This is a genomic window from Paractinoplanes abujensis, assembly GCF_014204895.1.
Classification (GTDB): Bacteria; Actinomycetota; Actinomycetes; order Mycobacteriales; family Micromonosporaceae; genus Actinoplanes; species Actinoplanes abujensis.
The window spans coordinates 103,552-129,367 of the sequence record NZ_JACHMF010000001.1; the positions used below are offsets into that span (position 1 = coordinate 103,552).

Here is a 25,816-nt window from a genome sequence, read left to right on the forward strand (position 1 = left end):
GCAACCACACCTCGAAAAGGAAAGCTGACAGATGAACGAAGTGCCCGTCCACCCTCGACGCCGCACCCGCGGGACCGCCCGGCTGTTGGCCGGTGGCGCGCTCGCCGTGGTGACCGTGGTGGCGTCGGCCGCCGTGGCCACCCTCGCGCACGCCGATCTCCCCGGCCCACCCGGGACGACGCTGAAGGCGGCGGCCGAGCGGAGCGGCCGGTATTTCGGCGCCGCCATGGGCCGGGACCGCCTCAACGACCAGGGCTTCCTCACGATTGCGAACCGCGAGTTCGACATGATGACGGCCGTCAACGAGATGAAGCCGGACGCGACCGAGCCCAGCCGCGGCCAGTTCAGCTTCGCCGCGGGCGACGCGATCTACAACTGGGCTGTTCAGCACGGCATGCGGTTGCGCGGGCACACGCTGGCCTGGCACGCGCAGCAACCCCGGTTCTGGAGCAGTCTCAGCGGCAGCGCCCTGCGCCAGGCCATGATCGACCACATCAACGGTGTGATGGCCCACTACAAGGGCAAACTGGCCTACTGGGACGTGGTCAACGAGGCCTTCGCCGAGAACGGCAGCCGGCGCAACTCCAACCTGCAGGCCACCGGCAACGATTGGATCGAGGCGGCCTTCCGGGCCGCCCGCGCCGCCGACCCGTCGGTCAAGCTCTGCTACAACGACTACAACATCGAGAACTGGACGTACGCCAAGACGCAGGGCGTCTACAACATGATCCGCGACTTCAAGTCCCGGGGCGTGCCGATCGACTGCGTGGGCCTGCAAACCCACTTCACCGGCGGCAGCTCACTGCCGGGCAACTTCCAGACGACCCTGTCGAGCTTCGCCGCGCTGGGCGTGGACGTGGCCCTGACCGAGGCCGACGTCACCAATGCGTCGGCCAGTCAGTACCAGGGGCTCACCCAGGCCTGCATGAACGTCCCGCGGTGCGTCGGCATCACCACCTGGGGCATCCGGGACAGCGATTCCTGGCGGGGCAGCGAGAACCCGCTGCTGTTCGACCGCAACAGTAATCCGAAGGCCGCATACTCGGCCGTCCTCAATGCCCTGAACGCCGCCTCCACCACGGTGCCCGGCACCACCACGCCGCCGAGCACACCCACCAGCCCGCCGCCGAGCACGCCGCCGGTCACCCCGCAACCGGGGGCCTGCACCGCGACCTACCGCACCACCAGCAGCTGGGACGGTGGCTTCCAGGGCGAGGTGACGGTAGCCAACAACGGCTCCGCCCCGCTCAGCGGCTGGACCGTGAGCCTGACGCTGGCTGGCGGGCAGAGCCTGGTCAACGTCTGGAACGGCGTCAACACCGGCACCAGCGGCACGGTCACCGTCCGCAACGCCGCGTACAACGGGGCTCTGGGGGCCGGCGCCTCGACCAGTTTCGGGTTCGTGGCCGGCGGAAGCAGCGGCACGGCGCCCGGAAGCATCTCCTGCACCAGTCCCTGACCGGCCGGCCTGGGTGATAAGACGCGCCGGCGACACCGTGCGACCTCAGTCGAAGTGGACGCGCATCAGCCTGCTGTCCGCCCAGTCCGCCAGGCTTGTCGGCCGGATGGTGCCGGGATCGTGGGGCTGGTTGAGGTCGTCGACGATGGCGGCGAGGACCGCCGCGCGTTCGGCCGGGTCGGTGACGGTGGTGGCGTGCGCCGGCAGGTCGGCCTTGATGCCGTTCTTCAAGTGGAAGGTGAAGGCGGGGTTCGCGCGGAGATTCGCGTTCCAGCCGGTGGGGCCGCCGCCCGCGCCGCTGCAGAGGTAGGTGGCGCTACGAGCCCGGTAGAAGAAGATCTCGATGCGGCGTGGTCGCCCGGTACGCCGCCCGGTGGTGGTGATGTCGACGATCCGTTCGCGGGTGCCGGCCGCGGGTGTGATCTCGATGGCCCGTCTGATCTCCGGCGGGAGGTGGGAAAGCGAACTCATGCGGCCTCGTTCTTCAGGGCGGGGCCGAGGAGCAGTCCGCCGTCGACGATGTGCTCGGCGCCGGTGATGAAGGCCGCGTGGGGCGAGGCCAGGAACAACAGCGTCGCTGTGATGTCGGCGGGTTGCCCGAGCCGCGGGACGGCGAACGGCTCCGGGTCGTAGAAGTCGGCGATCGGGGCGTCGGCGCCGGCCGCGGGTTCGGTGATGAAAGCGGTGGCGACGACACCGGGGTGGATGGTGTTGACGCGGATGTTGTCGCGACCCAGTTCCAGGGCGGCGGTCTGGGTGAGCCCCCGGACCGCCCACTTGCTGGCGACGTAGGGCGCATAGAAGGCGGTGCCGCCGGTGCCCATGGTGGAGGCGATGTTGACGATCGCCCCGCCGCCCGCTCGGCGCAGCGCCGGTGCGGCGGTCTTGATGCCGAGGAACGTGCCGGTGAGGTTGATGTCGAGGATGCGGGCCCACGTGGCTCGGTCGGTCGACTCGATGAGGGCCGGCGGGTTCTGCACTCCGGCGTTGTTGACCAGCACGGTGAGCGCGCCGAAAGCTTCTTCGGTCGCCGCGACGGCTGCGGCCCACGACTTCTCGTCGGCCACGTCGAGGCGTACGAAAAGCGCCTTGTCGCCCAGTTCGCCGGCGAGGGCAGCACCGCGCTCGGCGTCGATGTCACCGATGACGACGTTGGCGCCCTCGGCGTGGAAGGCGCGGACGTGGCTGGCTCCTTGCCCACCGGTACCGCCGGTGACGAGGACGGTTTGAGTAGTGAAGCGGGACATGCTGTCCTCCGGCCGCGAAGCACATGGTGAGTCGGTCGACTCACCATGAGGACGGTACGTCAGCGGCTATGGTGAGTCAACCCACTCACCTCACTATGATGACAGCATGACGACCTACCACCAGCGGGTGGCCCAGCAGAAGCGCGGGCTCATCGTGCAGGCCGCCACGCAGCTGTTCCTCGAGCTGGGCTACGACCGGGCGTCACTGGCGCGCATCGCCGAGGAAGCCGGCGTCTCGAAAGCGACCTTGTTCAAACAGTTCCCGACGAAGGCAGCCTTGTTCGACGCCATCGTCATCGACTCCTGGGCCGACAGTGATGACTCCGAGGTGCCGTCCGTGGGGGACCTGTCAGCCGGCTTGACGACGCTCGGACAGCGCTATGCGGCGCTGTTGGGCCGGCCGGGGATGGCGGACCTGTTCCGCATCGTCATCGCCGAGTTGCCCCGCTTCCCGGAGCTGGCGAAGACGCACTTCGCCGAGGGCAAGCTGCCGTACTTCGAGAAAGTTCAGACCTACCTCGTGGCCGAGCACGACGCGGGGACGGCGGACATCACGGACCCGCAAATGGCGGCCACGCAGTTCCTCGGGATGATCTCCAACTACCTGTTCTGGCCGAGGCTGGTGGTCCCGGGATGGGCAGTGACCCCGGAACAGGTGGTCACGGTGGTGGACGACGCAGTCCGCACCATGGTGGCGCGTTACGACCACCACGGAAAGCCGGTGGCGTAGGGCGGCGCCTTCGGCGGGCGCCGCCCTGGAGACTCTGGCTACTCTGCGACGCGGGTCCGGCCGGTCCAGCGGAAGGCGACGCCGAGGTCGTCCGCCAGCGAGTCGTCGCGTTCGAAGTGTTCGTAGCCGCCGTAGTGGGGGACCTTGACCTTGAGCTGTCCGGGGGTGACGACGGCCCGGCGCTGCTGTTCGGGCAATGACTCGGGGCCGCCGATGAGCGCCGCGATGGTGGCTTCTGACTCGGGCCGGGCTTCGGAGATACTCATGCGTACTCCTCCTCAGTCGAGCAGGTCGGGCTGGGCGCGCACGATGCGCTCGTACAGCGGCTGGAACTGGAACCAACCGGCTTCGTCCATTCCCGTCTGGTCATACGTGAACTTGGCGTACTCGGGGCTGATCTCGTGCACCTCGCCGGCCGCTTTCGCGGCGAGCTGGGCTTGTGCGGACCGCTCCATGGTGATGTACCAGTAGGCGGCGGAGTCGACGGACTTGCCCACCGTGAGGTGGCCGTGGTTGCGCAGGATGATGGCTTTCTTGTCGCCCAGGGTGGTGGCCAGCCGGTTGCCCTCGTCGAGGTCGACCACGACGCCGGTGTAGTCGTCGAACGACGCCTGGTCGTTGTAGAAGACCGCGGCGTCCTGCGTGAGCGGCTCGATGAACTGGTCGGTCGCGGAGAGCGCCTTGCCGTAGATGGAGTGCGCGTGCGCCGCCCCGACGACATCCGGGCGGTGCTTGTGGATGCAGGCGTGGATGACGAAGGCGGCCCGGGCGATCGGATATTTGCCCTTCAGCACGTTGCCGTCCTCGTCCACCAGCGAGAGGTCGCTGACCTTGACGTGGGCGAACGGGATGAGGAAGGGGTTGACCCAGAACAGGTGCGGGAACTCCGGGTCGCGGGCGCTGATGTGGCCGGCCACGCCTTCGTCGAAGCCGTATTCGGCGAACAGGCGCAGGGCGCCGACGAGTCGTTCCTTGCGGTAGCGGCGCTCCTCGGCGGGATCCTCGTACCCGGACGGCATCTCCGGCGAGTAGTTGGCCACCAGGACCTCGTCCGGGATGGGCTTGAGGCCGTCGATGGTGAGTTCTTCGCGGCGCGGGCTCATGAGCGCGACGCCTCGGTGACCTCGGCGGGCACCTCGTCGGTGTCGGCTTCAGCCGCCGGGGGCTGGGCCGGCACGCTCAGACCGGGGATGGAGATGTCGGGGATGTTCTTGACCGCCTCGAAACCCGCCTCGATGGCCTCGGCGAGAGTCGGCGTGACGTCGTCGTCGAAGGTGACCCGGGTGACGGAGACGGCGGCATCGGTGGGGAGGGCGTCGCCGGCGAAGGAGATGTTCGCGACGCTCTTCTCCTTGAGGGTGACGCATTCCTGCTCGGTGATTTCCCTGTGCAGGATCAGTGAGAAGTGGTGTCCCATGGCAGGCTGCTCCTTGTCGGGCCGACGACCGTTCCGCATTGACTGAGATCGTCGCGCCGGGGTACCGGGTGGGGCACCCCCTACTCGCCCTACTCTTGCCGGCGCACCGGCAGCCGGGCGGAGACAGCCGTGCCGTAGCCGGGCTCGGATTCGACGGTGAGGCTGCCGGAGTTCTGCTCGGCCCGCGTCCGCATTCCTTCCAGCCCGAAGCCGCCGGTCCAGTCGCGCCGGGGCAGCCGTTGCGGGTCGAAACCCGAGCCGTCGTCGCGGATGTCGAGGGTGACTTCGTCGTTCATGTAGCTCAGGGTGACTCCGACCCGGGACGCGCCGGCGTGTTTGGCCGCGTTCGCCAACGCTTCCTGGGTGATCCGCAGGATGGCGGCGGCGGTCTCGTCGGGCAGGTCCAGCACCGTGCCGGTGAGGGTGAACTCGGCCCGGGTGTGGTGGCGTTCGGCCCATTGGACGACCGTGCTGCGCAGGGCCTGCGGAAGGGTGTCGTGGGCCAGGCTCAGCGGGGCCAGGTTGTGCACCGACCGGCGGGCCTCGCCGAGGCTGTGCCGGGCCAGTTCGGCGGCACGGTCGTGGTGTTCCCGCGCCGCGACCGGGTCACTCGTGCCGATCACCGCCTGCAGCTGGGTGATGATGCCGGTCAGGCCCTGGGCGATGGTGTCGTGGATCTCCGCCGCCAATCGCCGGCGTTCCTCGAGCACACCCGCCTCGCGGGCCTGCAGCAACAGTTGGGCGTGCAGGCTGGCGTTCTCCTCGATCGCCGCTTCCAGGGCGGTGTTGGCCCGTTCCAGTTCGGCGATGGTGGCGGCCCGGGCCTCGGAGCGCTCCTCCTCGTTCTGGACGAAGTGGGCGATCATCGTCAGCAGCACGTTGTTGGCCAGCAGCAACCCGAAGAAGATGATCCACTGGCCGGTGTCGGAGAAGGGCAGCCCGCCGGCTTGCGCGGCCGCCATCGGCAGTGAGTGCGCGAAGGTGCCGGCCGCCTGCCAGCGCCGGCCGCGGAGCAGCACGGTGTTGTCTATGTAGCCGGTGGCCACATAGAACGCGAAGAACGGGTTCAGCGCGGTGAGCACCGCACTGATCAGCCAGCGGAGCGCGAAGTAGGTGGCCGAGGCGGTGTCCGGGCCTGTCCGGAAGCGACGGGCCCGGTCCCACCACAGTTGCAGGACGACGGCCGCGACGATCACCGCGACGGTGATCAGGCGCTGGTCCGTACCGGGGGTCAGGTCGAGTTGTGACGACGCCAGCAGGACGCTGGTGGCCAGCAGGTAGTAGGGGTGCCACCTGAGGGCGAGCTCCCACCGGCGGTCGAGCTTGGTGCCTGGGTTCGTCACGCCCTCAGTCTGCATCACCGTCCTGTTACTCCCATCGGAACCAGCGGATGGCGGCGGCCGAGGTGACCACGGCCCACACGGCCAGCACAGCCAGGAACTTCCAGTCGGGCCAGTCGCCCGCCGCGGCCTGGCCGAGCGCGTTGGCCGCGGCCCCGAACGGGGTGAACTCGACCACGTTGCCCAGTGATTCCGGCATGGCCCGGACCGGGATCCACAGGCCGGTGCAGAACAGTGCCGGGAAGTACACCGCCACGCCGATGCCGGTGGCGTGCCGGGCGGCCTTGGCCACGGCGGCGACCAGGGCGCCGATGGCGAGACTGGCCGCCCCGGCCAGCAGCAGCGCCAGCACGTAGCCGAAGACTTGGCGGGGCAGGGCCACGTCGAACACGAGCCAGCCCACGATCAGGCAGAGCACCGCGGTGACCAGCGCCATCACGCCGTTCAGCCACATCTGCGTGAACAGCAGGGTGGACGGCCGGACCGGGGTGGTCGACATGCGCCGCAGGATGCCGAGCTCGCGGTAGCTGGTCAGGATCGGTGGGAAGATCAGCAGTGCCGCCGTGATGAGCGAGATCAGCACCACCACCGGCACGTACAAGTCGATGACCCGCAGGCCGTCGAGGTCCGGGTTGACCTCGCGGAACGACGGCACCAGACCGAGGATCACCAGCAGTAGCGGCGGGAAGACGATCGACAGCAGCACGTTGGAGATGTCCCGGCCGTACAGCCGGATCTCCGAGCGCAGGACGGCGGAGCGGGCCGAGGGGCCGCCGGGCGGGGCGGGCGGCGCGATGGTGGTCACCTGGTCAGACATGTCATTCTCCAGTCGGGGTGGTCGTCACGCCTTGGTCAGATCGAGGAAGGCGTCGTCCAACGTGGCGTCGGTGACCCGGAACTGGTGGGTCAGGATGTGGGCCTGGGCGAGCAGCGAGATGACCGCGTTGACGGTTTCCTCGGTGCCGCGCAGCGTGATCCGGGCGTCCTGGCGTTCGATCGTCGCCAACCCGGGCAGCGCGGCCAGGATCTCCTGGTCGATCGGCTGCGACGGCGTGAAGGAGATGACCGTGGATGTCGACGACTTGCCGATCAGTCCGGCCGGGGTGTCCAGCGCGCTGATCTTCCCCTTGTCGACCAGGGCGATCCGGTTGCAGAGCCGCTGCGCCTCCTCCATGAAGTGGGTGACCAGGAGGACGGCTACGCCGCTGTCACGGACGTCTTCGATCAGCGACCAGGTGTCACGCCGGGCGCGCGGGTCGAGCCCGGTGGTCAGCTCGTCGAGCACCACGACGCGCGGCGAGCCGATCAGCGCGAGCGCGATGAAGAGCCGCTGCTTCTGCCCGCCGGACAGCTTGCCGAACCGGGTGGTGAGCTTGGCCGTCAGGCCGAGCCGCTCGGCCAGCGGCCGCCAGTCGAGCGGACGGGTGTAGAAGGAGGAGTACAGCTCCAGCGCCTCGCGCACGGTGAGCTTGGCCTGCAGGGCACTCTCCTGCAGCTGAACGCCCAGCACGTGAGTGACTTCGGTGTGATCGGCGACCGGGTCGAGCCCGGCTACGCGGATCTGGCCGGAGTCGGGCACCCGCAGGCCTTCGATGCACTCGACGGTGGTGGTCTTGCCGGCGCCGTTCGGGCCGAGGATCCCGAAGACTTCACCCTCCTCGACGCTGAAGGAGACGCCGTCGACCACGGTCCGACCGCCGTACGCTTTGCGGAGCTCGCTGACTTCGATGACCGGCCCGCGGGTGGTCCGGGGTGTTCTCGTTGTGGTCATGGGAAAAGCTTCCCGTTCGTACCACCCGTCCCACATCGCCCATCGCGCTCGACGCAAAATCAATCAATCGGATGATCGCGGTACGACCCCTCACCCGTTCCGGGCGGCCTCGCCGGCCAGTTTGCGGCGGTCGATCTTGCGGTTCGCGTTCAGCGGGAACTCGGGCAGATGCCGGTACGCCTTCGGCAGCATCGCCTCGGGCAGCCTCGTGGACAGTTCGCGGCGCAGCACGGCCGGGTGCACCCGGTCACCGGTGTAGTAGACGAGCAGTTCCAGCCCACCGCTCGGGGCCGGGCGGGTCACGGTCGCCGCGTTGGTCACTCCAGGGCACTGCCGGACGGCGTGGTCCACCTCGGCCAGTTCGACGCGAAAGCCTTGGATCTGTACCTGGGAGTCGATCCGGCCGAGGTAGAGCAGCTCGCCGTCGTCGAGGAGCCGTACGCGGTCACCGGTGCGGTACCAGCGGCGGCCGTCCCGCTCGAAGAAGCGCCCGGCGTCGTCTTCCGGGTCCAGGTAGCCGGGGGTCAGCTGGGGTCCGCTGACGCACAGTTCGCCTTCGCGGGCCGAGGTGCCCTGCGCGTCGCGGCCGCTGTCGAGGAAGATCTCGTGGCCGGCGTGGATCCGTCCGATCGGCACCACGCCGTTGACCGCCAGGGCCGCCGACGTGCCCGGCGACCAGCGGTGCCCGGAGACGGTGATGGTCAGCTCGGTCGGCCCGTAGAGGTTCTCGACCTGCGACCGGGGTGCGGCGGCCTGCCAGTCCGCGGCGTCCGCGCAGAGCAGCGCCTCGCCGGCGAAGAAGCTCCACCGCAGCGACGGCATCGAGCCCGGCGGCAGGCCGCCCATCTGCCGGGTGAGCGCGATGCCGCTGGGCACCGAGAACCACACCGTCATCCGCCGCTCGGCGACGAACGCGGGCAGGTCCCGGTGCGCCGCCGGCGGAACGGGATGGACGGCCGCGCCGTGTCCCCACGCGCAGAACAGCTCGAACATCGCGCAGTCGAAGCTCAGCCCGAAATACTGCGAGAACACGTCGTCCGGGGCGAAGTCGTAGCGCGCGTCGAGCAGGCCGAAGTAGTGCTGGTTGGCGGCGTGGGTCACCGGAACCCCTTTGGGGCGACCGGTCGAGCCGGAGGTGAACAGCACGTAGGCCACATCGGAGGGGCGGACCACGGCCGGCGCGTTCAGGGGGGCGCCTTCCGGCAGCACCGGCAGGTCCAGCTCGGTCCGCGCCAGGGCCGCCCGGCCGGTGTCGTCGGCGACGACCGCCCCGGCCCCGGCGGCGCTCAGCATCGACCGGGTACGTTCGGCGGGGAAGCGGGGGTTCAACGGCACCACCGTCGCCCCGGCGTAGAGGGCGGCCAGGATCCCGGCGTACGCGGTCACGCCCTTGTCGGCCAGGACGGCGACCACCGGTGAGCCGTCGGCGGCCAGCGCACCGGCCCGGCGCAGGGCCAGCGCGTGCAGCGCCTCGTACGTCAGGCTCTCGCCGTCCGCACACAGCGCGGTCCGGTGCGGCGACCGGGCGAGGCCGCGGAGGAACCGCTCGTGCAGGCCGGGTGCGGCGATGGGTGTCTCGGTCATTCCGGCCTCCGCGATGAATGGGGTGACTAGGGGTGGCTGGCAGGTGCGGGACAGCGATTACGGTGACCGCAGCAGTGCGAATCGAAAGAACCGGAATGGGGATTTCCGATGTGGGACGAGCCGTTCGAGCAATTGCTTCGTAAGCATCTTTCACTGATGGAGGCGGACGACGTGCTCGCGGCCGACACCCAGCTGCGAGATTTCGGCCTCGACTCGCTGGGCGTGGTCGAGTTGCTCTCCTCGCTGGAGCGGACGTACGACGTGCGCTTCGTCGACGACGCGCTGCACATCGACAACTTCGCCACGCCGCAGGTTCTCTGGAGCACGCTGTCCACGATGCGCTGACCCGTCAGGCGATCACCGAGCGGCGGCGCGGCCGCATCGCGGTGTCCGGCTTCACGGCGACCACCTCGAACGCGTTCGTCATGATCTCGACCCGGCCCCACAGCCGGTCCTGCCCGGCGACGATCACCCGCCGGACGCCGAGCCCGCGGAGCGTGTCGACGACCGCGGGCCAGCGCACCGGCCGGGTGGCCGCGTCCAGCAGCAGGGTCCGGATCCCGTCCGCCGTCGTCACCAGCGACCCGTCGTGGTCGGACACCACCGGCGTGTGCGGGTCGGTGAAGGTCAGGCCGGCCACCGGCTCGGCCGCCATCTCGTCGCGGAACGCCTGGAACGCCGGCGAGTGCATCGGTGGCCGCATGACGTAGAGGGGCAGGCCGCCGGCCGCTCGGAGCCGGCGTTGCAGCTGGTCCAGCCCGTGCTCGCGGATCGACAGCAGGTAGAAGTCGTGATCGACCTGGCAGGACACCTCGTTCCATTCGCCTCGCGCGTCGAGTTCGGCGCGGATCTCGGCGAGCCGGTCGGCCGGCACCCGGGCGAACGACTGGGTGACGATGTCGCGGTGCTCGCGGGCGAAGTAGGCGTTCGCCCGGCGCCCCCACTCGGCGGTCAGCCGCACGGCGTCCGCGAACGACAGCGCCCCGGCCTGCACCGCGGCGGCCACGCCGCCCAGGCTGGCGCCCGCGTACGCGACCGGCGGCTCACCGTCCTCGGTCACCCCGCGGGCCAGCGCCACGCAGCCGGTGAGGAACGTGATCCGGGCCGGTTCGGGGAAGGCACCCTCGTCGCCGCGGGACTCCGCCTCGCGGTACCGGTCGATCAGGGGGTAGCCCAGCACCTGGTCCGCCTCGGCCACCAGCCCGCGGGCCACCGGATGGGTCGTCAGGTAACGCGCCGAGTCGTCCAGGCGCATCGGGCCGATTCCGGGAAAGATCAGAGCCGACATTCTGCCCGCCTTTTCTGGGGACGTCTCGAGGCATTCCTGTTCGCAAATAGTGTGGTTATCGCCCGGGTGTCGCCAGAACCCCTAGCGCCTCCTAACCGGGCGGTCGTTCTTGTGAAGCGTGAATGCGCTCTGTTAGAACCGATCGCATCGAGTCGAAAGGGTGGCGGATGAGCTCGAATGGATCGCTTCCGCCCCGCGCGCACGCCTCCGTGGACAATCTCCGGACGTATCTGCTCGCGGGTGCAGACAGTGCCCCCCACCGGCCCGCCGTGGTCCAACCGGCGCCGGACGGCGGCCTGGAGACCATCACCTACGGCGAGCTGGTGGACCGGACCGACCGCTGCGCCGGCGCGCTGGACGCGCTCGGGCTCGACGTCGGCGACCGGGTCGTCGTGGAGTCCGACACCAGCGCCGACGCGGTGGCCACCATCCTCGCCTGCGCGACGCTGGGGCTGCCGTTCATCCCGGTCAGTCCGGGGCTGCCGGACGAGCGGCTGCGGGCGATCCTCGCCGGCGCCGAGCCCGCGCTGTACCTGCAGGGGCCGGACGGCCGCCGCACCGGTGTCGACGCCCCGATCGGCACCGGCCGCTTCGGCCCGGACGGTCTGCGCACGGAACGCGCCCCCGCGGCCCGGGGGCCGCGCCGCCGCCGCGTGGTGACCGCCGTGGACACCGCGTACATCATTTTCACGTCCGGCACCACGGGCCGGCCCAAGGGCGTCGCCATGAGCCACCGCGGGGTCGTCTCGTTCCTGCGCGGTGTGCGCACCTTCGACTTGCTCACCGCGGACGACCGGGTGGCCGGCACCGCCCCCTTGCAGTTCGACTTCGCCCTGTTCGACATCGGGTTCGCGCTGAGCCACGGCGCGACGCTGGTGCCGGTGCCGCGGGCCCGGCTCACCTGGCCGCGCCGCTTCCTGGGCTTCCTGCGGGACGCCGAGGTGACGCACGTCGACGCCGTGCCGTCGCTGTGGCGGCCGGTGCTGCGCCACGAACCCGAGATGCTGACCGAGCTGACCGACGTGCGCGGCGTGCTCTTCTCGGGCGAGGCCTTCCCGCCGCACGAGCTTCGCAGCCTCCAGGGTGCGCTGCCCAAGGCGCGGTTCCTCAACCTGTACGGGCCGACCGAGGTGATGGCCATCTCCGTCACCGAGCTGCCGAATCCGTTGCCGCCGGAAGCCGAACGTCTGTCGATCGGCTCCGCCGTGCCGGGCGCCGAGATGACGCTGATCGGGCCGGACGGGCGGGTGGTGGACGAGCCCGGCGTGGTCGGCGAGATCTACCTGCGCGGCCCGTCGCTGTTCACCGGCTACTGGAACGACCCGGAGACCACCCGCAGGGCTCTGGTGCCCGACCCGCTCGACCCCGCATCGGGGCGGCTGGTGCTCAGGACCGGCGACCTCGCCTCGCCCGGGCCGGACGGTGCCCTGTACTTCCACGGCCGCGCCGATTCGCAGGTGCAGATCCGCGGCAACCGGGTCGAGCTCGGTGAGGTGGAGCTCCGCGTGGCCGAGTTCCCCGGGGTGACCGGCGCGATCGCGGCCGTCCTGCCGCACGACGACGAGCCGCGGCTGCACGTCTTCGTCACCCGGGCGGCCGGCGGCCCCGTCCCGGACGCCAAGAACGTCGCCGATTTCGTCCGGGCCGTGCTGCCCGCCTACATGGTTCCGTCGCACGTGCACGTGGTGGAGGCCTTCCCGCTGACCGCCAACGGCAAGGTCGACCGGGCCGCGCTGCACGCCTTCGCCTGATCACCCCTGCGCTGCCGAGGAGTACGCCCATGATCGAGGACTCCAGAGCCGGGATGCTGGAACTGGTGCTGGCCCAGGCCGGTGCGGTGCTGCACGCCGCCGACCTCGGCACGACCGCCGGGGTGGTCGCCGACCGCCCGTTCCAGGCCGCCGGTCTGGACTCGCTGGGCCTGGTCCAGCTGCAGCGGCGGCTCAGCGCCGAGCTGGGCGTCGACCTGCCGGTCACAGTCGGCTTCGACCACGCCACGCCGGCGGCCCTGGCCGATCATCTGGTACGCCTGCTGCACGGCGCTGACGGTTCCGGCGACGACACCGGGCCCGCCGAGGCGCCGCGGGCGTTCGACGAGCCGATCGCCATCCTCGGCATCGGTTGCCGCTACCCGGGCGGGGTGGCCTCACCCGAGGATCTGTGGCGCCTGCTCGACGACGGCACCCACACCATCGCGGATTTCCCGGCCGACCGGGGCTGGGACCTCGACCGCCTCTACGACCCGGATCCGGCGACCGCCGGCACCAGCTACGTCCGGCGGGGCGGCTTCCTGCCCGACGCCGCCGACTTCGACGCCGACTTCTTCGGGATCAGCCCCAAGGAGGCCCAGGCCATGGATCCCCAGCAGCGCCTGGTGCTGGAGACCAGCTGGGAGGCGGTCGAACGGGCCGGTATCGACCCGAGCCGCCTGCACGGCACGAACGCGGGCGTGTTCATCGGCGTCGAGCCGCACGAGTACGGCCCGCGCACCCACAAGGCCCCGGACGGCCCGGACGGCTACGTCCTGCTGGGTAACCTGCCCAGCGTCGTCTCCGGCCGGGTCGCGTACGTCCTCGGCCTCCAGGGGCCCGCGCTCACCGTGGACACCGCCTGTTCCGGCTCGCTGAGCGCGCTGCACCTGGCGGTCCGGTCGCTGCAGCGAGGGGAGTGCGGCCTGGCGCTGGCCGGCGGCGTCACCGTCATCTCCACCCCAGGCACGTTCACCACCTTCAGCCGCCAGCGTGGCCTGGCGCCGGACGGCCGGATCAAGGCGTTCGCGGCCGCCGCCGACGGCACCAGCTTCGCCGAAGGGGCCGGCGTCTTCGTCCTGGCCCGCCTGTCCGACGCGGTGCGCGACGGGCACCCGGTGCTGGCCGTGGTGCGCGGCACCGCCCTCAACCAGGACGGCGCGTCCAACGGGCTGACCGCCCCCAACGGTCTCGCCCAGCAGCGCGTCATCCGGCAGGCGCTGGCCGACGCCGGGCTCACCCCCGGCGAGGTCGACGTGGTCGAGGCGCACGGCACCGGCACCACCCTCGGTGACCCCATCGAGGGCCGGGCGCTGGTCGCCGCGTACGGGCGCGGGCGCACGCCGGCGAACCCGCTGTGGCTGGGCTCGGTGAAGTCGAACATCGGGCACACCGGCGCCGCGGCGGGAGCGGCCGGCATCATCAAGGTCGTGCTGGCGATGCGGCATCAGATGCTGCCGCGCACCCTGCACGTGGACGCACCGACGCCGCACGTCGACTGGTCGGACGGCACCGTGCGACTCGCCACCGAGGCCGTCCCGTGGGCTGCCGGGGACCGGCCGCGCCGGGCCGGCGTCTCCTCGTTCGGGGTGAGCGGCACCAACGCCCACGTCATCATCGAGGAGCCCCCTGCCGTCGCGCCGCGGCCGGCCGCCGCCCCCGCGCCCGACCGCCCGGTGCCGGTCGTGTTGTCCGCGCAGAGCAGCCGGGCCTTGGCCGGTCAGGCCGAGCGGCTCCTGCCGATCGCGGCCCGCGAGTCCATCCTGGACATCGGGTATGCCGCCGCCACCACCCGGGCCGCGCTGCGCGAACGGGTCACCGTGGTGGCCGCCGATCGCACGGAGCTGATCCGCGCGCTGACCGCCCTGGCCGGCGACGCCGGGGCCCCCGGTGTGTCCCGGGGCAGCACCGTGGCCGGCGGACGGACGGCGTTCCTGTTCACCGGTCAGGGCAGCCAGCGTCTCGGCATGGGCCGTGAACTCGTCCGGGCCTTCCCTGTGTTCGCCGCGGCGCTGCAGGACGCGGCCGACCACCTCGACCTGCATCTGGACGAGCCGCTCGGGGACGTGCTGTTCGCCGCGCCCGGCTCGCCGCAGGCCGAGCTGCTCCAGCAGACCCGGTACGCGCAGGCCGCGCTCTTCGCCGTCGAGACCGCCCTGTTCCGGCTGCTCGAATCGTGGGGGGTCACCCCCGACCTGCTCGCCGGGCACTCGGTCGGGGAGATCGCGGCCGCGCACGCCGCCGGTGTGCTCACCCTGGCCGACGCGGCGCTGCTGGTCGGCGCGCGCGGCACGCTGATGCAGGAACTCCCGGCGGGCGGGGCGATGATCGCCGTGCAGGCCACCGAGGACGAGGTCGCCGGGCTGCTGACCGACCAGGTGAACCTCGCCGCCGTCAACGGACCGTCGGCCGTGGTGCTCTCCGGGGACGCCGGCGAGGTGGCGGCCGTCGCCGCGCATTTCGCCGAGCGGGGCCGCAAGACGCGGCGCCTGACGGTCTCGCACGCGTTCCACTCGGCACTGATGGAACCCATGCTGGACGCCTTCCGCCGGGTCGCCGAGACCCTGACGTACGCGCCGCCGCGTATCCCGGTCGTGTCCAACCTGACCGGCGAGCCGGTCGCCGCGTTCGACGCCGGGTACTGGGTCGCCCACGTCCGCCGGCCGGTGCGCTTCGCCGACGGCATGCGCTGGCTGGAGGCCCGCGGCGTGACCACCTACCTGGAACTGGGCCCGGACGCCGTGCTGTCGGCAACCGGCCGCGACTGCCTCACCGGCGACGACGCCGACATCGTGTTCGCCCCGCTGCTGCGTGACGGGCACGACGAGGAACGCCAGACCGTCACCGCGCTCGGCCTGGCCCACGCGCGCGGGGTGACCGTCGACTGGGAACGCTTCTTCGCCGGTCGCGGCGCCCGCCCCGTGCCGCTGCCCACGTACGCGTTCCAGCGCCGGCGGTACTGGCTGGACGCCGAGGCCGCGCCCGCCTCGGCCGGGCATCCACTGCTGGACACCTCGGTCAGCCTGGCCGGCTCCGGGGCGCTCGTGCTGACCGGCCGGCTCTCCACCCGCACCCATCCGTGGCTGGCCGACCACGTCATCGCCGGGGCGGTGCTGCTGCCCGGCACCGCCCTGGTCGAGCTGGCCGTCCGGGCCGGCGACGAGGCCGGCTGCAGCGTGCTGGAGGAACTCACCCTGCAGGCCCCGCTGTCGCTGGCCGCCCCCGACGGCGTCGAGCTGCAGGTCACCGTGGGGGCGGCCGACGCGTCGGGCTGCCGCACGGTGGACATCCACTCCCGTCCGGCCGGCAGCGAGGGCACTTGGGAACGGCACGCCACCGGCGTGCTCACCGAGCCCGGCCCGGGCCGCACTACGGCGGCCGCCGGCACCGGGCCGTCCGGCGTCTGGCCCCCGCCGGACGCCGAACCGCTCGACGTCGATGCCCTCTACGAACGGCAGGCCGCGCTGGGCTACGCCTACGGGCCGGCCTTCCGCCGGGTGCGCGCCGCCTGGCGCCGCGGTGACGAGGTGTTCGCCGAGGTGGCCGCCGACGACGCCGGCGCCGAACTCTTCGGCCTGCATCCGGCGCTGCTCGACGCCGCCCTGCACGCCGTGGAGTCGCCGGCCGACGACGGCCAGGTGCGCTTGCCGTTCGCCTGGCTAGGAGTCCAACTGCACGCGGGCGGGGCCACCGCGGTGCGGGCCCGGGTGGCCCCGGCCGGTCCGGACGCCGTCTCGGTCGAGCTGAGCGACGCCACCGGGGCCCCGGTAGCCACCGTGCGGTCCCTCGTGCAACGGCCCGTGCCGATGACCGGTATCCCGATGGTGGGGGAGCGGACCGGCACCCTGCTGCGGGTGGCCTGGACCGAGATCACCCCACCGGCCGAGCCGGATGCCGGCGCGGCCGCATTCCGGCTGCTGCCCGTGCCCGCCCCGGCCGCCGCCGGTTCGCCGGCCACCGCCGCCCGTGCGGCCACCCTGCAGGTCCTGCGGCTGCTGCAGGACGCGATGCGTGACGACACCCCACTGGCCGTCGTCACCCGCGGCCCGCTCGAGGACCTGACTCTCGCGCCGGTGCACGCGTTGGTGCGAGCGGCCGAGGCCGAACAGCCCGGCCGGATCGCACTGGTGCACACCGACCGGGAGCTGCCGGACCGGATGCTGCGCGCCGCCCTGGCCAGTGGCGAGCCGCACCTCTCGCTGCGCGACGGCGCGGTGTACGTCCCGCGGCTGGTGCCGGTGCCCCCCTCGGACCAGCCGCGGGTCGCCCTCTGGAACCCGCACGGCACGGTGCTCGTCACCGGTGGCACCGGAGGGCTCGGGGGCTTGGTCGCCCGGCACCTGGCGGGCCGGCACGGGGTGCGGCACCTGCTGCTCACCGGACGGCGCGGCGCGGACAGCCCGGGCGCGCGGCAGCTGGCCGCCGAGCTCGCGGCGCTGGGCGTCACGTTGACCGTGGCCGCCTGCGACGCCGCCGACCGGGACGCCATGGCCGAGGTGATCGACGGTATCCCGGCCGGCCACCCGCTGACTGCGGTGGTGCACTGCGCCGGGGTCGTCGACGACGGGCTGATCGGCACGCTGCGGCCGGAGCAGGTGCACACCGTCTTCCAGGGCAAGGCCGACGGCGCCTGGCATCTGCACGAACTGACCCGGGATCTGCCGTTGTCGGCGTTCGTGCTGTTCTCCTCGGCGGCCGGCACCCTGGAGGCGGCCGGGCAGGGCAACTACGCCGCGGCCAACGCGTTCCTGGACGCCCTGGCCGGGCACCGCGTGGCGCACGGGCTGCGGGCGAGCTCACTGGCCTGGAACCTGTGGGCCGGCGACGCCGGCATGGGCGCCCGCCTGGACGACCTGACCCTGCGCCGGGCCGCGCGGTCCGGGTTGCCCGCGCTGAGCGCCGAGGACAATCTGGCCCTGCTCGACCAGGCGCTGCTCACCGACGAGCCCACCGTGGTGCCGCTGCGCATCGACGCGGCCGCGCTGCGCACCCGGCCCCAGGGTGTGCCGCCGCTGCTGCGCGGCCTGGTCCGCCCGGCCCGTCCGGCGGCGCGCCGGGCGACCGCGGCCGGGCCGGGCGCTCTGGCCGATCAGCTCGCCGGCCGCCCCGGGGCCGAGCAGGAGCGTCTCGTCCTGCACCTGGTGCGTTCGCAGGTCGCGGCGGTGCTGGGCCACGACGACGCGGCCGCCGTCGACCCCCGCCGCGCGTTCACCGAGCTCGGCTTCGACTCGCTGGCCGCCGTCGAGCTGCGGACCGCGCTCAGCACGGCAACCGGGCTGCGCCTCACCGCCACGCTGATCTTCGACCATCCGACGCCGCACGCGCTGGCCCGTCACCTGCTGGACAAGACCCGCGGCACGGCGCCCGTCGCCGCCCGCACCGGCGCCCGGGCGGCGGCCGACGAGCCCATCGCCATCGTCGCGATGGCCTGCCGCTACCCCGGCGGCATCACCACGCCCGAGGAGCTGTGGCGGCTCGTCGACGAGGGCACCGACGCCATCACGCCGTTCCCGGTCGACCGCGGCTGGCCCACCGACGAGATCTACGACGCCGAACCGGGCCGGCACGGCCGGACGTCGGCGCGCGAGGGCGGCTTCCTGCACGACGCGGCCGAGTTCGATCCCGCCTTCTTCGGCATCAGCCCCAAGGAGGCGCAGGTCATGGACCCCCAGCAGCGCCTGCTGCTGGAGCTGGCCTGGGAGGCGCTGGAACGCGGCGCGATCGACCCGCAGTCACTGCAGGGAAGTGCCACCGGGGTCTTCACCGGCGTCATGTATCACGACTGGGCGCGCCGCACCGCCGACGTCCCGGAGGACCTCGCCGGGTTCGCGGGGCGCGGCGGGATGGGCAGCGTCGCGTCCGGCCGGGTGGCCTACACCTTCGGGCTGGAAGGCCCGGCCGTGACCGTCGACACCGCCTGCTCGTCGTCGCTGGTGGCTCTGCACTGGGCGGCGCAGGCGCTGCGTTCCGGGGAGTGCACCTTGGCCCTGGCCGGTGGCGTCACCGTGATGGCGACGCCGGAGACGTTCGTCGAGATGAGCCTGCAACGTGGACTGGCCGCGGACGGGCGCTGCAAGGCCTACGGCGCGGGCGCGGACGGCACCGGCTGGGCCGAGGGGGCCGGTCTGCTGCTGCTGGAACGCCTCTCCGACGCCGAGCGTGCGGGGCACCCGGTGCTCGCCGTGATCCGCGGCTCCGCGGTCAACCAGGACGGTGCGTCGAACGGTCTCACCGCGCCCAACGGCCCGTCCCAGCAGCGGGTCATCCAGCAGGCGCTGACCGCCGCCGGGCTGTCCCCGGCCGACGTCGACGTGGTCGAGGGGCACGGCACCGGCACCACCCTCGGCGATCCGATCGAGGTGCAGGCGCTGATGGCCGCGTACGGCCAGGACCGGCCCGGGGGTGTCCCGCTGTGGCTGGGTTCGATCAAGTCCAACCTCGGGCACACCCAGGCCGCAGCCGGTGTGGCCGGGGTCATCAAGATGGTGATGGCGATGCGCCACGCGACGTTGCCCCGGACCCTGCACGCGGGCACCCCGTCGGAGCACATCGACTGGACCGAGGGCGACGTCCGGCTGCTCACCGAGGCCCGGCCGTGGACCGCCGGCGAGCGACCGCGCCGGGCCGGCGTCTCCTCGTTCGGGGTCAGCGGCACCAACGCCCACGTCGTCCTCGAGGAAGCAGCGCCGGCCGCCCCGGTGGCGCCGCACGGTGTGCGGCCCCCGGCGGTTGCCCTGACCCTGTCGGCGGGCTCCCCGGAGGCGCTGCGGGCCCAAGCCGTCCGGCTGGCCGCGCACCTGCGCGAGCACCCGGGCGTGGACGAGATCGACGTGGCCGGCGTCCTGGCCCGGGGCCGGGCCGCCCTGCGGCACCGCGCCGTCGTCGTGGACACCGACCGGGCCGGCCTGCTCACCGGGTTGGACTTGCTGGCCGCCGGCACCGCGTCGGGCACCGTGGTCACCGGCGAGGCCCGCGGCGACGGGCGTGCCGTGTTCGTCTTCCCGGGCCAAGGCTCGCAGTGGCCGGGCATGGGTGTCGACATGCTCGAGCACGTCCCGGCCTTCGCGTCCCGGCTCGGCGCGTGCGCGAAGGCGCTGGAGCCGTACGTGGACTGGGATCTGCTGGACGTGCTGCGCGGCACGCCCGGCGCCCCGGCGCTGGAGGCCGTCGACGTGGTGCAACCCGCGCTGTGGGCGATGATGGTGTCGCTGGCCGAGGCCTGGCGCGCCGCCGGGGTGCAGCCGGCCGCCGTCGTCGGCCAATCGCAGGGCGAGATCGCCGCTGCCTGTGTCGCCGGCGCGCTGTCGCTGGAGCAGGGTGCCCTTGTGGTGGCCCGCCGCAGCCAGGTCATCCGCTCCGTCCTGGCCGGGCGGGGCGGCATGCTGTCCGTCGCGCTCCCGGCCGACCGGGTGCGTGAGCGCCTCACCGGCGACTTGCAGGTCGCCGCCGTGAACAGCCCTCGGTCGGTCGTGGTGGCCGGAGCCGGCGATGCCCTGGAGACGCTGCGGGCCGCGCTGGACGCCGACGGCGTGCCGAGCCGCCGCATCCCGGTCGACTACGCCTCCCACTCGGCGTTCGTCGCCGACGCCCGCGACCGGCTGCTCGCCGAACTGGCCGAGGTGACGCCGCGCACCGCGGACATCCCGTTCTACTCGACGGTCACCGGCGGGCAGCTGGACACGGCCGGGCTCGACGCCGAGTACTGGTACACGAACCTGCGCCGGACCGTCCGCTTCGAGGAGACCACCAGAGCGCTGCTCGCCGACGGCTACGAGCTCTTCGTCGAGACCAGCCCGCACCCGGGCCTGTTGCCCGGACTGGGCGAGACCGCCGAGGCCGCCGAGGCGACGGCCCATCTGGTGGGCACGCTGCGGCGGGACGTGGGCGGTCCGCGCGCCTTCCTGACCGCGCTCGCCGAGGCGTACACGCATCACGCGAGCGTCGACTGGACCACCCTGACCGGCGGAGCCCGGCACGTCGAGTTGCCGACCTACCCGTTCCAGCGCCGGCCGTACTGGCTGGCGCTGCCCCCGGCCACCGGCGACGCCGCCGGGCTGGGCCTGGTGGCCACCCGGCATCCGCTGCTGGGTGCGGTCGTGCCGGTCGCCGGGGCCGGTGGTGTGCTGCTCACCGGCCGGTTGTCCACTGCCGGGCAGCCCTGGCTGGCCGAGCACAAGGTCGGCGGCACCGTCCTGTTCCCCGGGGCCGGCTTGGTCGAGCTGGTCATCCGGGCCGGCGACGAGACCGGCCACGGCGCCGTGCAGGACCTGACGCTGGAGGCGCCGCTCGTGCTGCCGCCGGGCGGCGCAGTGGCCGTCCAGGTCCATGTGGCCGCGGACCGGCGGACCGTAGCCGTGCACTCCCGGCCGGACGACGCCCCGGCCGATGCGCCGTGGACCCGGCACGCCACCGGCCTGCTTGCCGAAACCGGCCCGGAACCCGGGCCCGAGGCTGGCGCGTGGCCGCCGCCCGGCGCGGAACCGGTCGATCTCACCGGCTTCTACGACCGGCTCGCCGAGGGCGACGCCCTGGTTTACGGGCCGGCCTTCCAGGGGCTGCGGGCGGCCTGGCGGGCCGGCGGTGAGGTGTTCGCCGAGATCGCCCTGCCCGAGCCGGTCGCCGGCGAGGCCACCCGCTTCGGCCTGCACCCGGTTCTGCTCGACGCGGCGCTGCACGCCACCGCTCTGCTCGAGGCCGGCTCGGACCGGGTGACCCTGCCGTTCGCCTGGACCGGCGTCGATCTGCACGCCACGGGCGCCGCCGCGCTGCGGCTGCGCCTGACCCGGCTCGGCGCCGACGAGGTCGGGCTGCGGCTCAGCGACACCGAGGGCCGGGCCGTCGCTTCCGTGGCCTCCCTGGCCCTGCGGCCGGCCACCGACGACCGGCCGGCGGCCGGACTCGATGCGCTGTACGCCCTCGAATGGATCGCGGCCGCACCGGCCGGCGGCCCGGTGCCGGCGACCGTCGTGCACCGCGTCACGGGCGGCACGAGCACGGCCGCGGTGCACGCGGAGACCACCGCCGCGCTCGCGCGGCTGCAGTCCTGGCTCAGCGGTCCACCGGCCGGCGTCCTGGCGATCGTCACCCGGGGCGCCGTGTCGGTGTCGGGGTCGGACATCACCGATCTGGCCGGTGCGGCGGTCTGGGGTCTGGTGCGCAGTGCTCAGACGGAGAACCCGGGCCAGATCGTGCTGATCGACCTGGACCCGGCCGGCCCGGATCCCGGCACCGGGGCCGACCCGCTCGCGCCCGCCCTGGCCTGCGGCGAGCCGCAGATCGCGATCCGCTCCGGAGCCTTGCACCGCCCGCGCCTGTCCCGGGTGCCCGGCGCCCGGCCCCGCGTGGCCGCCGCCGGATTCGGCGAGCAACCCGGCACGGTGCTGATCACCGGCGGCACCGGCACTCTGGGCGGGCTCGTCGCCCGCCATCTGGCGACCGTGCACAGCGTGCCCGGTCTGTTGCTGACCAGCCGCAGCGGCCCGGCCGCGGCCGGCACCGGCGCGCTGGCCGCCGCCCTGGCCCAGCGCGGAGCCGCCGTCGACGTGGTGGCCTGCGATGCCGCCGACCGGGACGCGCTGGCCGCCACGCTGACCGGCCGGACCCTCACCGGTGTCGTGCACACCGCGGGCGTGCTCGACGACGGCACCCTCGCCTCGCTCACGCCGGAACGGATGTCCGCCGTGCTCCGGCCCAAGGTCGACGCCGCGGTGAACCTGCACCAGCTCACCGAGGACCACCCTCTCACCGCGTTCGTGATGTTCTCCTCGGCGGCCGGTGTCACCGGCGGCGGCGGCCAGGGCAACTACGCCGCGGCCAACACGTTCCTGGACGGCCTGGCCGCGCACCGGCGCTCCCGTGGCCTTCCGGCGCAGTCGCTGGCCTGGGGCATGTGGGAGCAGAGCAGCGGGATGACCGGCGCCCTCACCGAGAACGACCTGGCCGCTCAGCGCCGCGACGGCGTGCTGCCGCTGCCCACCGGCCAGGCCTTGGCGCTGATGGACGCGGCCGGGACGCTCGACCTGCCGTTCGCGGTGCCGATCCGGTTCGACCTGACCGGGCTGGGCCGCCCCGACGTGCCCTACCTGCTGCGGGACCTGGTGCGGGGCCCGGCCCGGCGGACGGTGCAGCCGGTCGCGGCCGTGGCGGCCGAGAGCCTGCGCGACCGGTTGCACCGGCTGCGGCCGGCGCGCCGCGAGCATACGCTGCTCGACGTGGTCCGCGCCCACGCGGCCGCCACCCTCGGTTTCGCCGGCCCGGCCGAGGTCGATCCCGGGCAGTCCTTCCGCGACATGGGGTTCGACTCGCTCGCCGCGGTCCGCCTGCGCAACAGCCTCGGCGAGGCGGTCGGGGAGCGACTGCCCGCGACGCTGGTCTTCGACCACCCGAACGCGGTTGTCCTCACCCGGCACCTGCTGGACGAGATGGGGCTCGGCGTGGAGAAGGAGACCGCCCCGGCCGCGGCCACCGGGGACACCGCCGTGCAGACGTTCGCCGACCGGGCGGCTCAGATCGAGGGGATGAGCCTGGCCGAGCTGCTGCGGGCGGCCACGGGCGGGCCGGCCGAGCCGGCCTGAGCGGGCGTGGCGGCCTGAACGGGCGTGGCGGTCAGGCGACCAGCGCGCGGACGCCGTCGTCGATCCGGCGGAGCCCGGCCGCGACGTGCGGCAGGGTCAGCGGGTCGGCGGCGTCCAGCGCTTCCCGTTGCTGCGCGGCCGTGTCGCCGTACAGCATGCTGGTTGCGGCCTTGAAGCGCAGCGCGCCGGGGTCGTCGCCGAGCAGATGCCCGGCCAGCACCGCCAGACCACTGGTGTCGAGCAGGTGGCGGGCCAGCGAAGGGGAGTCGGTGACGCCCTTGGCGGCCAGCACCGGGCGCAGCGGCTCGAAGTCGGGGTAGACGTAGAAGCCGCCGGTCGGCGGCCGGCATGCGGCGCCGGCGGCGGTGAGGATGCCGTGCACGGCCCGGGCCACGGCGCCGTGCAGGCGGGCGCCGGCGGCGAGATGGTCGCGCAGGACGGCCGGCTCGGCGAAGGCGTAGGTGGCGACCTCCTGCATGGGGGCGGCCAGGGTGGACCACACCTCGCTGGCCACCGAGAGGACGTTGTCGCGCAGCACTCGCCCCGTGTCGTCGCCGGGGAAGCGGGCCACCCCGATGCGCCAGCCACCGAGCGCCAGGCTCTTGGACAGCCCGCTGGTGACCACGGTGCGATGCGGGATCACCTCGGCCGGGCTGAGGAAAGGCGTGGCCGGGTCGTGCAGGACGTCCCGGTAGATCTCGTCGGAGACGACGGTGAGGTCCTCCTGCTCGGCGATCGCGCAGATCCGGCGGATCAGGGCGGGCGGGGCGAGCGTGCCGGTGGGGTTGTCCGGCAGGGTCAGCACGACGGTCCGCGGGTCGCGACCGGCCCGCCGGGCCGCGGCGATCGCGCGGACCAGCGCGGCCGGATCGGGCACCCCGCCCGCCTCGGCCGGGATCGGCACCGCGATGGTGTGCCGGCCGGCCAGGAAGGCCTGCGGCGCGTAGGAGTTCCAGGCCGGCCGGGCCAGGACGACGTCACCGGGCAGCACCAGGTTGAGCGCCATGAGCAGGGGTTTGCTGCCCGGGGCGACCATCACCTGGCCCGGCTCGGTCGGCAGCCGGCGGCGGGTGAAGTAGCCGGCCACGGCGGCCCGTACGGCGGCGTCGCCCTGAACCGGGCCGTACGCGTTGCGCCGGGCACCGGCGATCAGGCTGTCCACCAGGGGCTCGAACGCCGGCAGGCGGGACTCGCCGAAGCCGAGGTGCAGGATGTCCTCACCGTTCGCTCTCCGCTCGGCGACCTGCTGGTTGAGTGCCAGGTTGGGCGACATCGGGCGGGACGCGAGCTCGGTGAGCACGGCGGGTCTCCTTCGTCAGGGTTTACCGGGGGAACCGCCCCAGACCGCGGCGGCGATGTCGGCGGGCGTGTCCGCGGCCGGTTCCAGGTCGTCCAGCCAGGCCGCGGTGGCCGAGAAGCGGGCCCGGAACGGACGGCCGACCAGCGCGGGATTCCGGGCCTGGAGCATCCGCAGCTGGAAGAACCGCCCGTGGGCGGTCTCCTCGACGCCGTCCACCACGACCTTGCCCGGGGTCGCCGACATCACCGGCCCGCGGACGGTCCGGGCCAGCCCGGGGAGGGTCTGGTAGGCCGCGCGGAACACGTCGGCCGCCTTCGCCAGTGGCACTTTGAAGTACTCGTACGGCCCGGTGTTGCGCTCGACGAACATGTAGTACGGCACGGCCCCGGCGGCGATCTCGGCGCGCCACAGCGAACTCCACGTCCGGGCGTCGTCGTTGATCCGCCCGATCAGCGGCGCCTGGCAGTACACGACGGCGCCGGTGGCCCGGATACGGGCGAGCGCCTGGACGGCGAGCGTGGTGTTCAGCTCGCGGGGGTGGGTGAAGTGCGCCATCACCGCGAGCAGGCGCCCGGCTTTGGTGACCTGCTCGAACAGCCGCAGCAGGTCGTCCGCGTCGGTGTCGGTGACGAAGCGCTGCGGCCAGTAGGCGATCGACTTGGTGCCGATCCGGACGGTGCGCACCGTCGGCACCTCGAGCAGCGGCTGCAGGTGCTCGAGGAGCCGGTCGGTCCCCATGATCATCGGGTCGCCGCCGGTGATCAGCACGTCGTGCACCTCGGGATGCTCGCGCAGATAGCGTACGAGCACATCGGGGCGCGGGGTGGCGAACCGGAGGTCGGCGTCCCCGACGAACTGCGCCCACCGGAAACAGTAGGTGCAGTAGGAATGGCAGGACTGTCCCTGACTCGGGAAGTAGAGCACGGTCTCCCGGTATTTGTGCTGCAGCCCCGGGGCGGGCGAGCCGTCGATGCGCGGGACGTTCAGCTCCTGCTGGCCGGAGGGGTGCGGGTTGAGCCGCCCCCGGATCTCCTTGACCGCCGCGGTGACCGCCTGCCGGTCCCCGGTGACGGTGGCCGCCGTCAGCAGGTGCTCGTCCTGCGGCGACAGCATGCCGCGCTGGGGGAACACCATCCGGAACATCGGGTCGTCGGGCACGCTGTCCCAGTCGATGAGTTCCGACAGCGTGTATTCGTTGACGCGGAACGGCAGCACCTGGGAGAGCAACCGGACCGTCTCCACCTGTTCCGGGGTGAGGGGGAACCGGGTGGCGATGGCATCGATCTGTCGCGCGCCCAACGCGCGGAACCGTTGGCTCTGGACGGCTGCGGGACCTGACGGCGACATCAATGCTGATC

Annotated in this window: 17 protein-coding genes; 5 read left to right on the forward strand and 12 right to left on the reverse strand. The window is 72.8% G+C overall.

Annotated features, from left to right (window positions below):
- Window positions 1-31 precede the first annotated feature (31 nt).
- Window positions 32-1,459 carry a glycoside hydrolase family 10 protein gene (locus BKA14_RS00440; protein WP_184948975.1) on the forward strand — a complete coding sequence of 476 codons (1,428 nt, stop codon included), beginning with the start codon at window positions 32-34 and terminating at the stop codon, window positions 1,457-1,459.
- A gap of 45 nt (window positions 1,460-1,504) precedes the next feature.
- Here BKA14_RS00440 and BKA14_RS00445 read toward each other — a convergent pair whose 3' ends face one another.
- The gene (locus tag BKA14_RS00445; RefSeq protein WP_184948976.1) at window positions 1,505-1,930 is read right to left on the reverse strand and encodes a nitroreductase/quinone reductase family protein; all 426 of its coding nucleotides are present in this window, start codon (window positions 1,928-1,930) and stop codon (window positions 1,505-1,507) included.
- On the reverse strand, window positions 1,927-2,706 hold the full coding sequence (locus tag BKA14_RS00450) for an SDR family NAD(P)-dependent oxidoreductase (protein WP_184948977.1): 780 nt from the start codon (window positions 2,704-2,706) through the stop codon (window positions 1,927-1,929). Before BKA14_RS00450 ends, BKA14_RS00445 begins: the two co-directional genes overlap by 4 nt.
- A 106-nt stretch (window positions 2,707-2,812) precedes the next feature.
- On the opposite strand from BKA14_RS00450, the gene BKA14_RS00455 reads away from it, so the two are divergent.
- Window positions 2,813-3,436, forward strand: a complete 624-nt coding sequence (locus BKA14_RS00455) for a TetR/AcrR family transcriptional regulator (RefSeq protein ID WP_184948978.1) — start codon at window positions 2,813-2,815, stop codon at window positions 3,434-3,436.
- Between the two features lie 38 nt (window positions 3,437-3,474).
- Here BKA14_RS00455 and BKA14_RS00460 read toward each other — a convergent pair whose 3' ends face one another.
- The 7 genes from BKA14_RS00460 to BKA14_RS00490 form a co-directional block, all read right to left on the reverse strand.
- The gene (locus BKA14_RS00460; RefSeq protein WP_184948979.1) at window positions 3,475-3,702 is read right to left on the reverse strand and encodes a DUF5988 family protein; all 228 of its coding nucleotides are present in this window, start codon (window positions 3,700-3,702) and stop codon (window positions 3,475-3,477) included.
- 12 nt (window positions 3,703-3,714) lie between these two features.
- Window positions 3,715-4,539, reverse strand: coding sequence for a class II aldolase/adducin family protein (locus BKA14_RS00465; protein ID WP_184948980.1), 825 nt, complete (start codon window positions 4,537-4,539; stop codon window positions 3,715-3,717).
- The gene (locus BKA14_RS00470; RefSeq protein ID WP_184948981.1) at window positions 4,536-4,853 is read right to left on the reverse strand and encodes a hypothetical protein; all 318 of its coding nucleotides are present in this window, start codon (window positions 4,851-4,853) and stop codon (window positions 4,536-4,538) included. Before BKA14_RS00470 ends, BKA14_RS00465 begins: the two co-directional genes overlap by 4 nt.
- An 89-nt stretch (window positions 4,854-4,942) precedes the next feature.
- On the reverse strand, window positions 4,943-6,196 hold the full coding sequence (locus tag BKA14_RS00475; RefSeq protein WP_239093674.1) for a sensor histidine kinase: 1,254 nt from the start codon (window positions 6,194-6,196) through the stop codon (window positions 4,943-4,945).
- Window positions 6,197-6,221: 25 nt separating this feature from the next.
- Window positions 6,222-7,010, reverse strand: a complete 789-nt coding sequence (locus BKA14_RS00480) for an ABC transporter permease (protein ID WP_184948983.1) — start codon at window positions 7,008-7,010, stop codon at window positions 6,222-6,224.
- Window positions 7,011-7,034: 24 nt separating this feature from the next.
- The gene (locus BKA14_RS00485; protein WP_184948984.1) at window positions 7,035-7,964 is read right to left on the reverse strand and encodes an ABC transporter ATP-binding protein; all 930 of its coding nucleotides are present in this window, start codon (window positions 7,962-7,964) and stop codon (window positions 7,035-7,037) included.
- Window positions 7,965-8,054: 90 nt separating this feature from the next.
- Window positions 8,055-9,548: an AMP-binding protein gene (locus BKA14_RS00490; protein ID WP_184948985.1), complete on the reverse strand. Its 1,494-nt coding sequence runs from the start codon at window positions 9,546-9,548 to the stop codon at window positions 8,055-8,057.
- A 156-nt stretch (window positions 9,549-9,704) separates the two neighbouring features.
- On the opposite strand from BKA14_RS00490, the gene BKA14_RS00495 reads away from it, so the two are divergent.
- Window positions 9,705-9,893 (forward strand): acyl carrier protein, encoded by a 189-nt coding sequence (locus BKA14_RS00495; RefSeq protein ID WP_239093672.1) that lies wholly within the window; start codon window positions 9,705-9,707, stop codon window positions 9,891-9,893.
- Window positions 9,894-9,897: 4 nt separating this feature from the next.
- On the opposite strand, the gene BKA14_RS00500 is transcribed toward BKA14_RS00495, so the two are convergent.
- Window positions 9,898-10,836, reverse strand: a complete 939-nt coding sequence (locus tag BKA14_RS00500; RefSeq protein ID WP_184948987.1) for an ACP S-malonyltransferase — start codon at window positions 10,834-10,836, stop codon at window positions 9,898-9,900.
- Between the two features lie 209 nt (window positions 10,837-11,045).
- Between BKA14_RS00500 and BKA14_RS00505 the strand changes: the two genes are divergently transcribed.
- Window positions 11,046-12,587 carry an amino acid adenylation domain-containing protein gene (locus tag BKA14_RS00505; protein ID WP_311776096.1) on the forward strand — a complete coding sequence of 514 codons (1,542 nt, stop codon included), beginning with the start codon at window positions 11,046-11,048 and terminating at the stop codon, window positions 12,585-12,587.
- Between the two features lie 29 nt (window positions 12,588-12,616).
- A complete protein-coding gene (locus BKA14_RS43045) occupies window positions 12,617-23,158 on the forward strand; it encodes a type I polyketide synthase (RefSeq protein WP_203722933.1) in 10,542 nt (3,513 codons plus the stop codon).
- A gap of 31 nt (window positions 23,159-23,189) precedes the next feature.
- Here BKA14_RS43045 and BKA14_RS00550 read toward each other — a convergent pair whose 3' ends face one another.
- The gene (locus BKA14_RS00550; protein ID WP_239093669.1) at window positions 23,190-24,458 is read right to left on the reverse strand and encodes a pyridoxal phosphate-dependent aminotransferase; all 1,269 of its coding nucleotides are present in this window, start codon (window positions 24,456-24,458) and stop codon (window positions 23,190-23,192) included.
- A 15-nt stretch (window positions 24,459-24,473) separates the two neighbouring features.
- Window positions 24,474-25,805: a KamA family radical SAM protein gene (locus tag BKA14_RS00555; protein WP_184948989.1), complete on the reverse strand. Its 1,332-nt coding sequence runs from the start codon at window positions 25,803-25,805 to the stop codon at window positions 24,474-24,476.
- Between the last annotated feature and the right edge of the window lie 11 nt (window positions 25,806-25,816).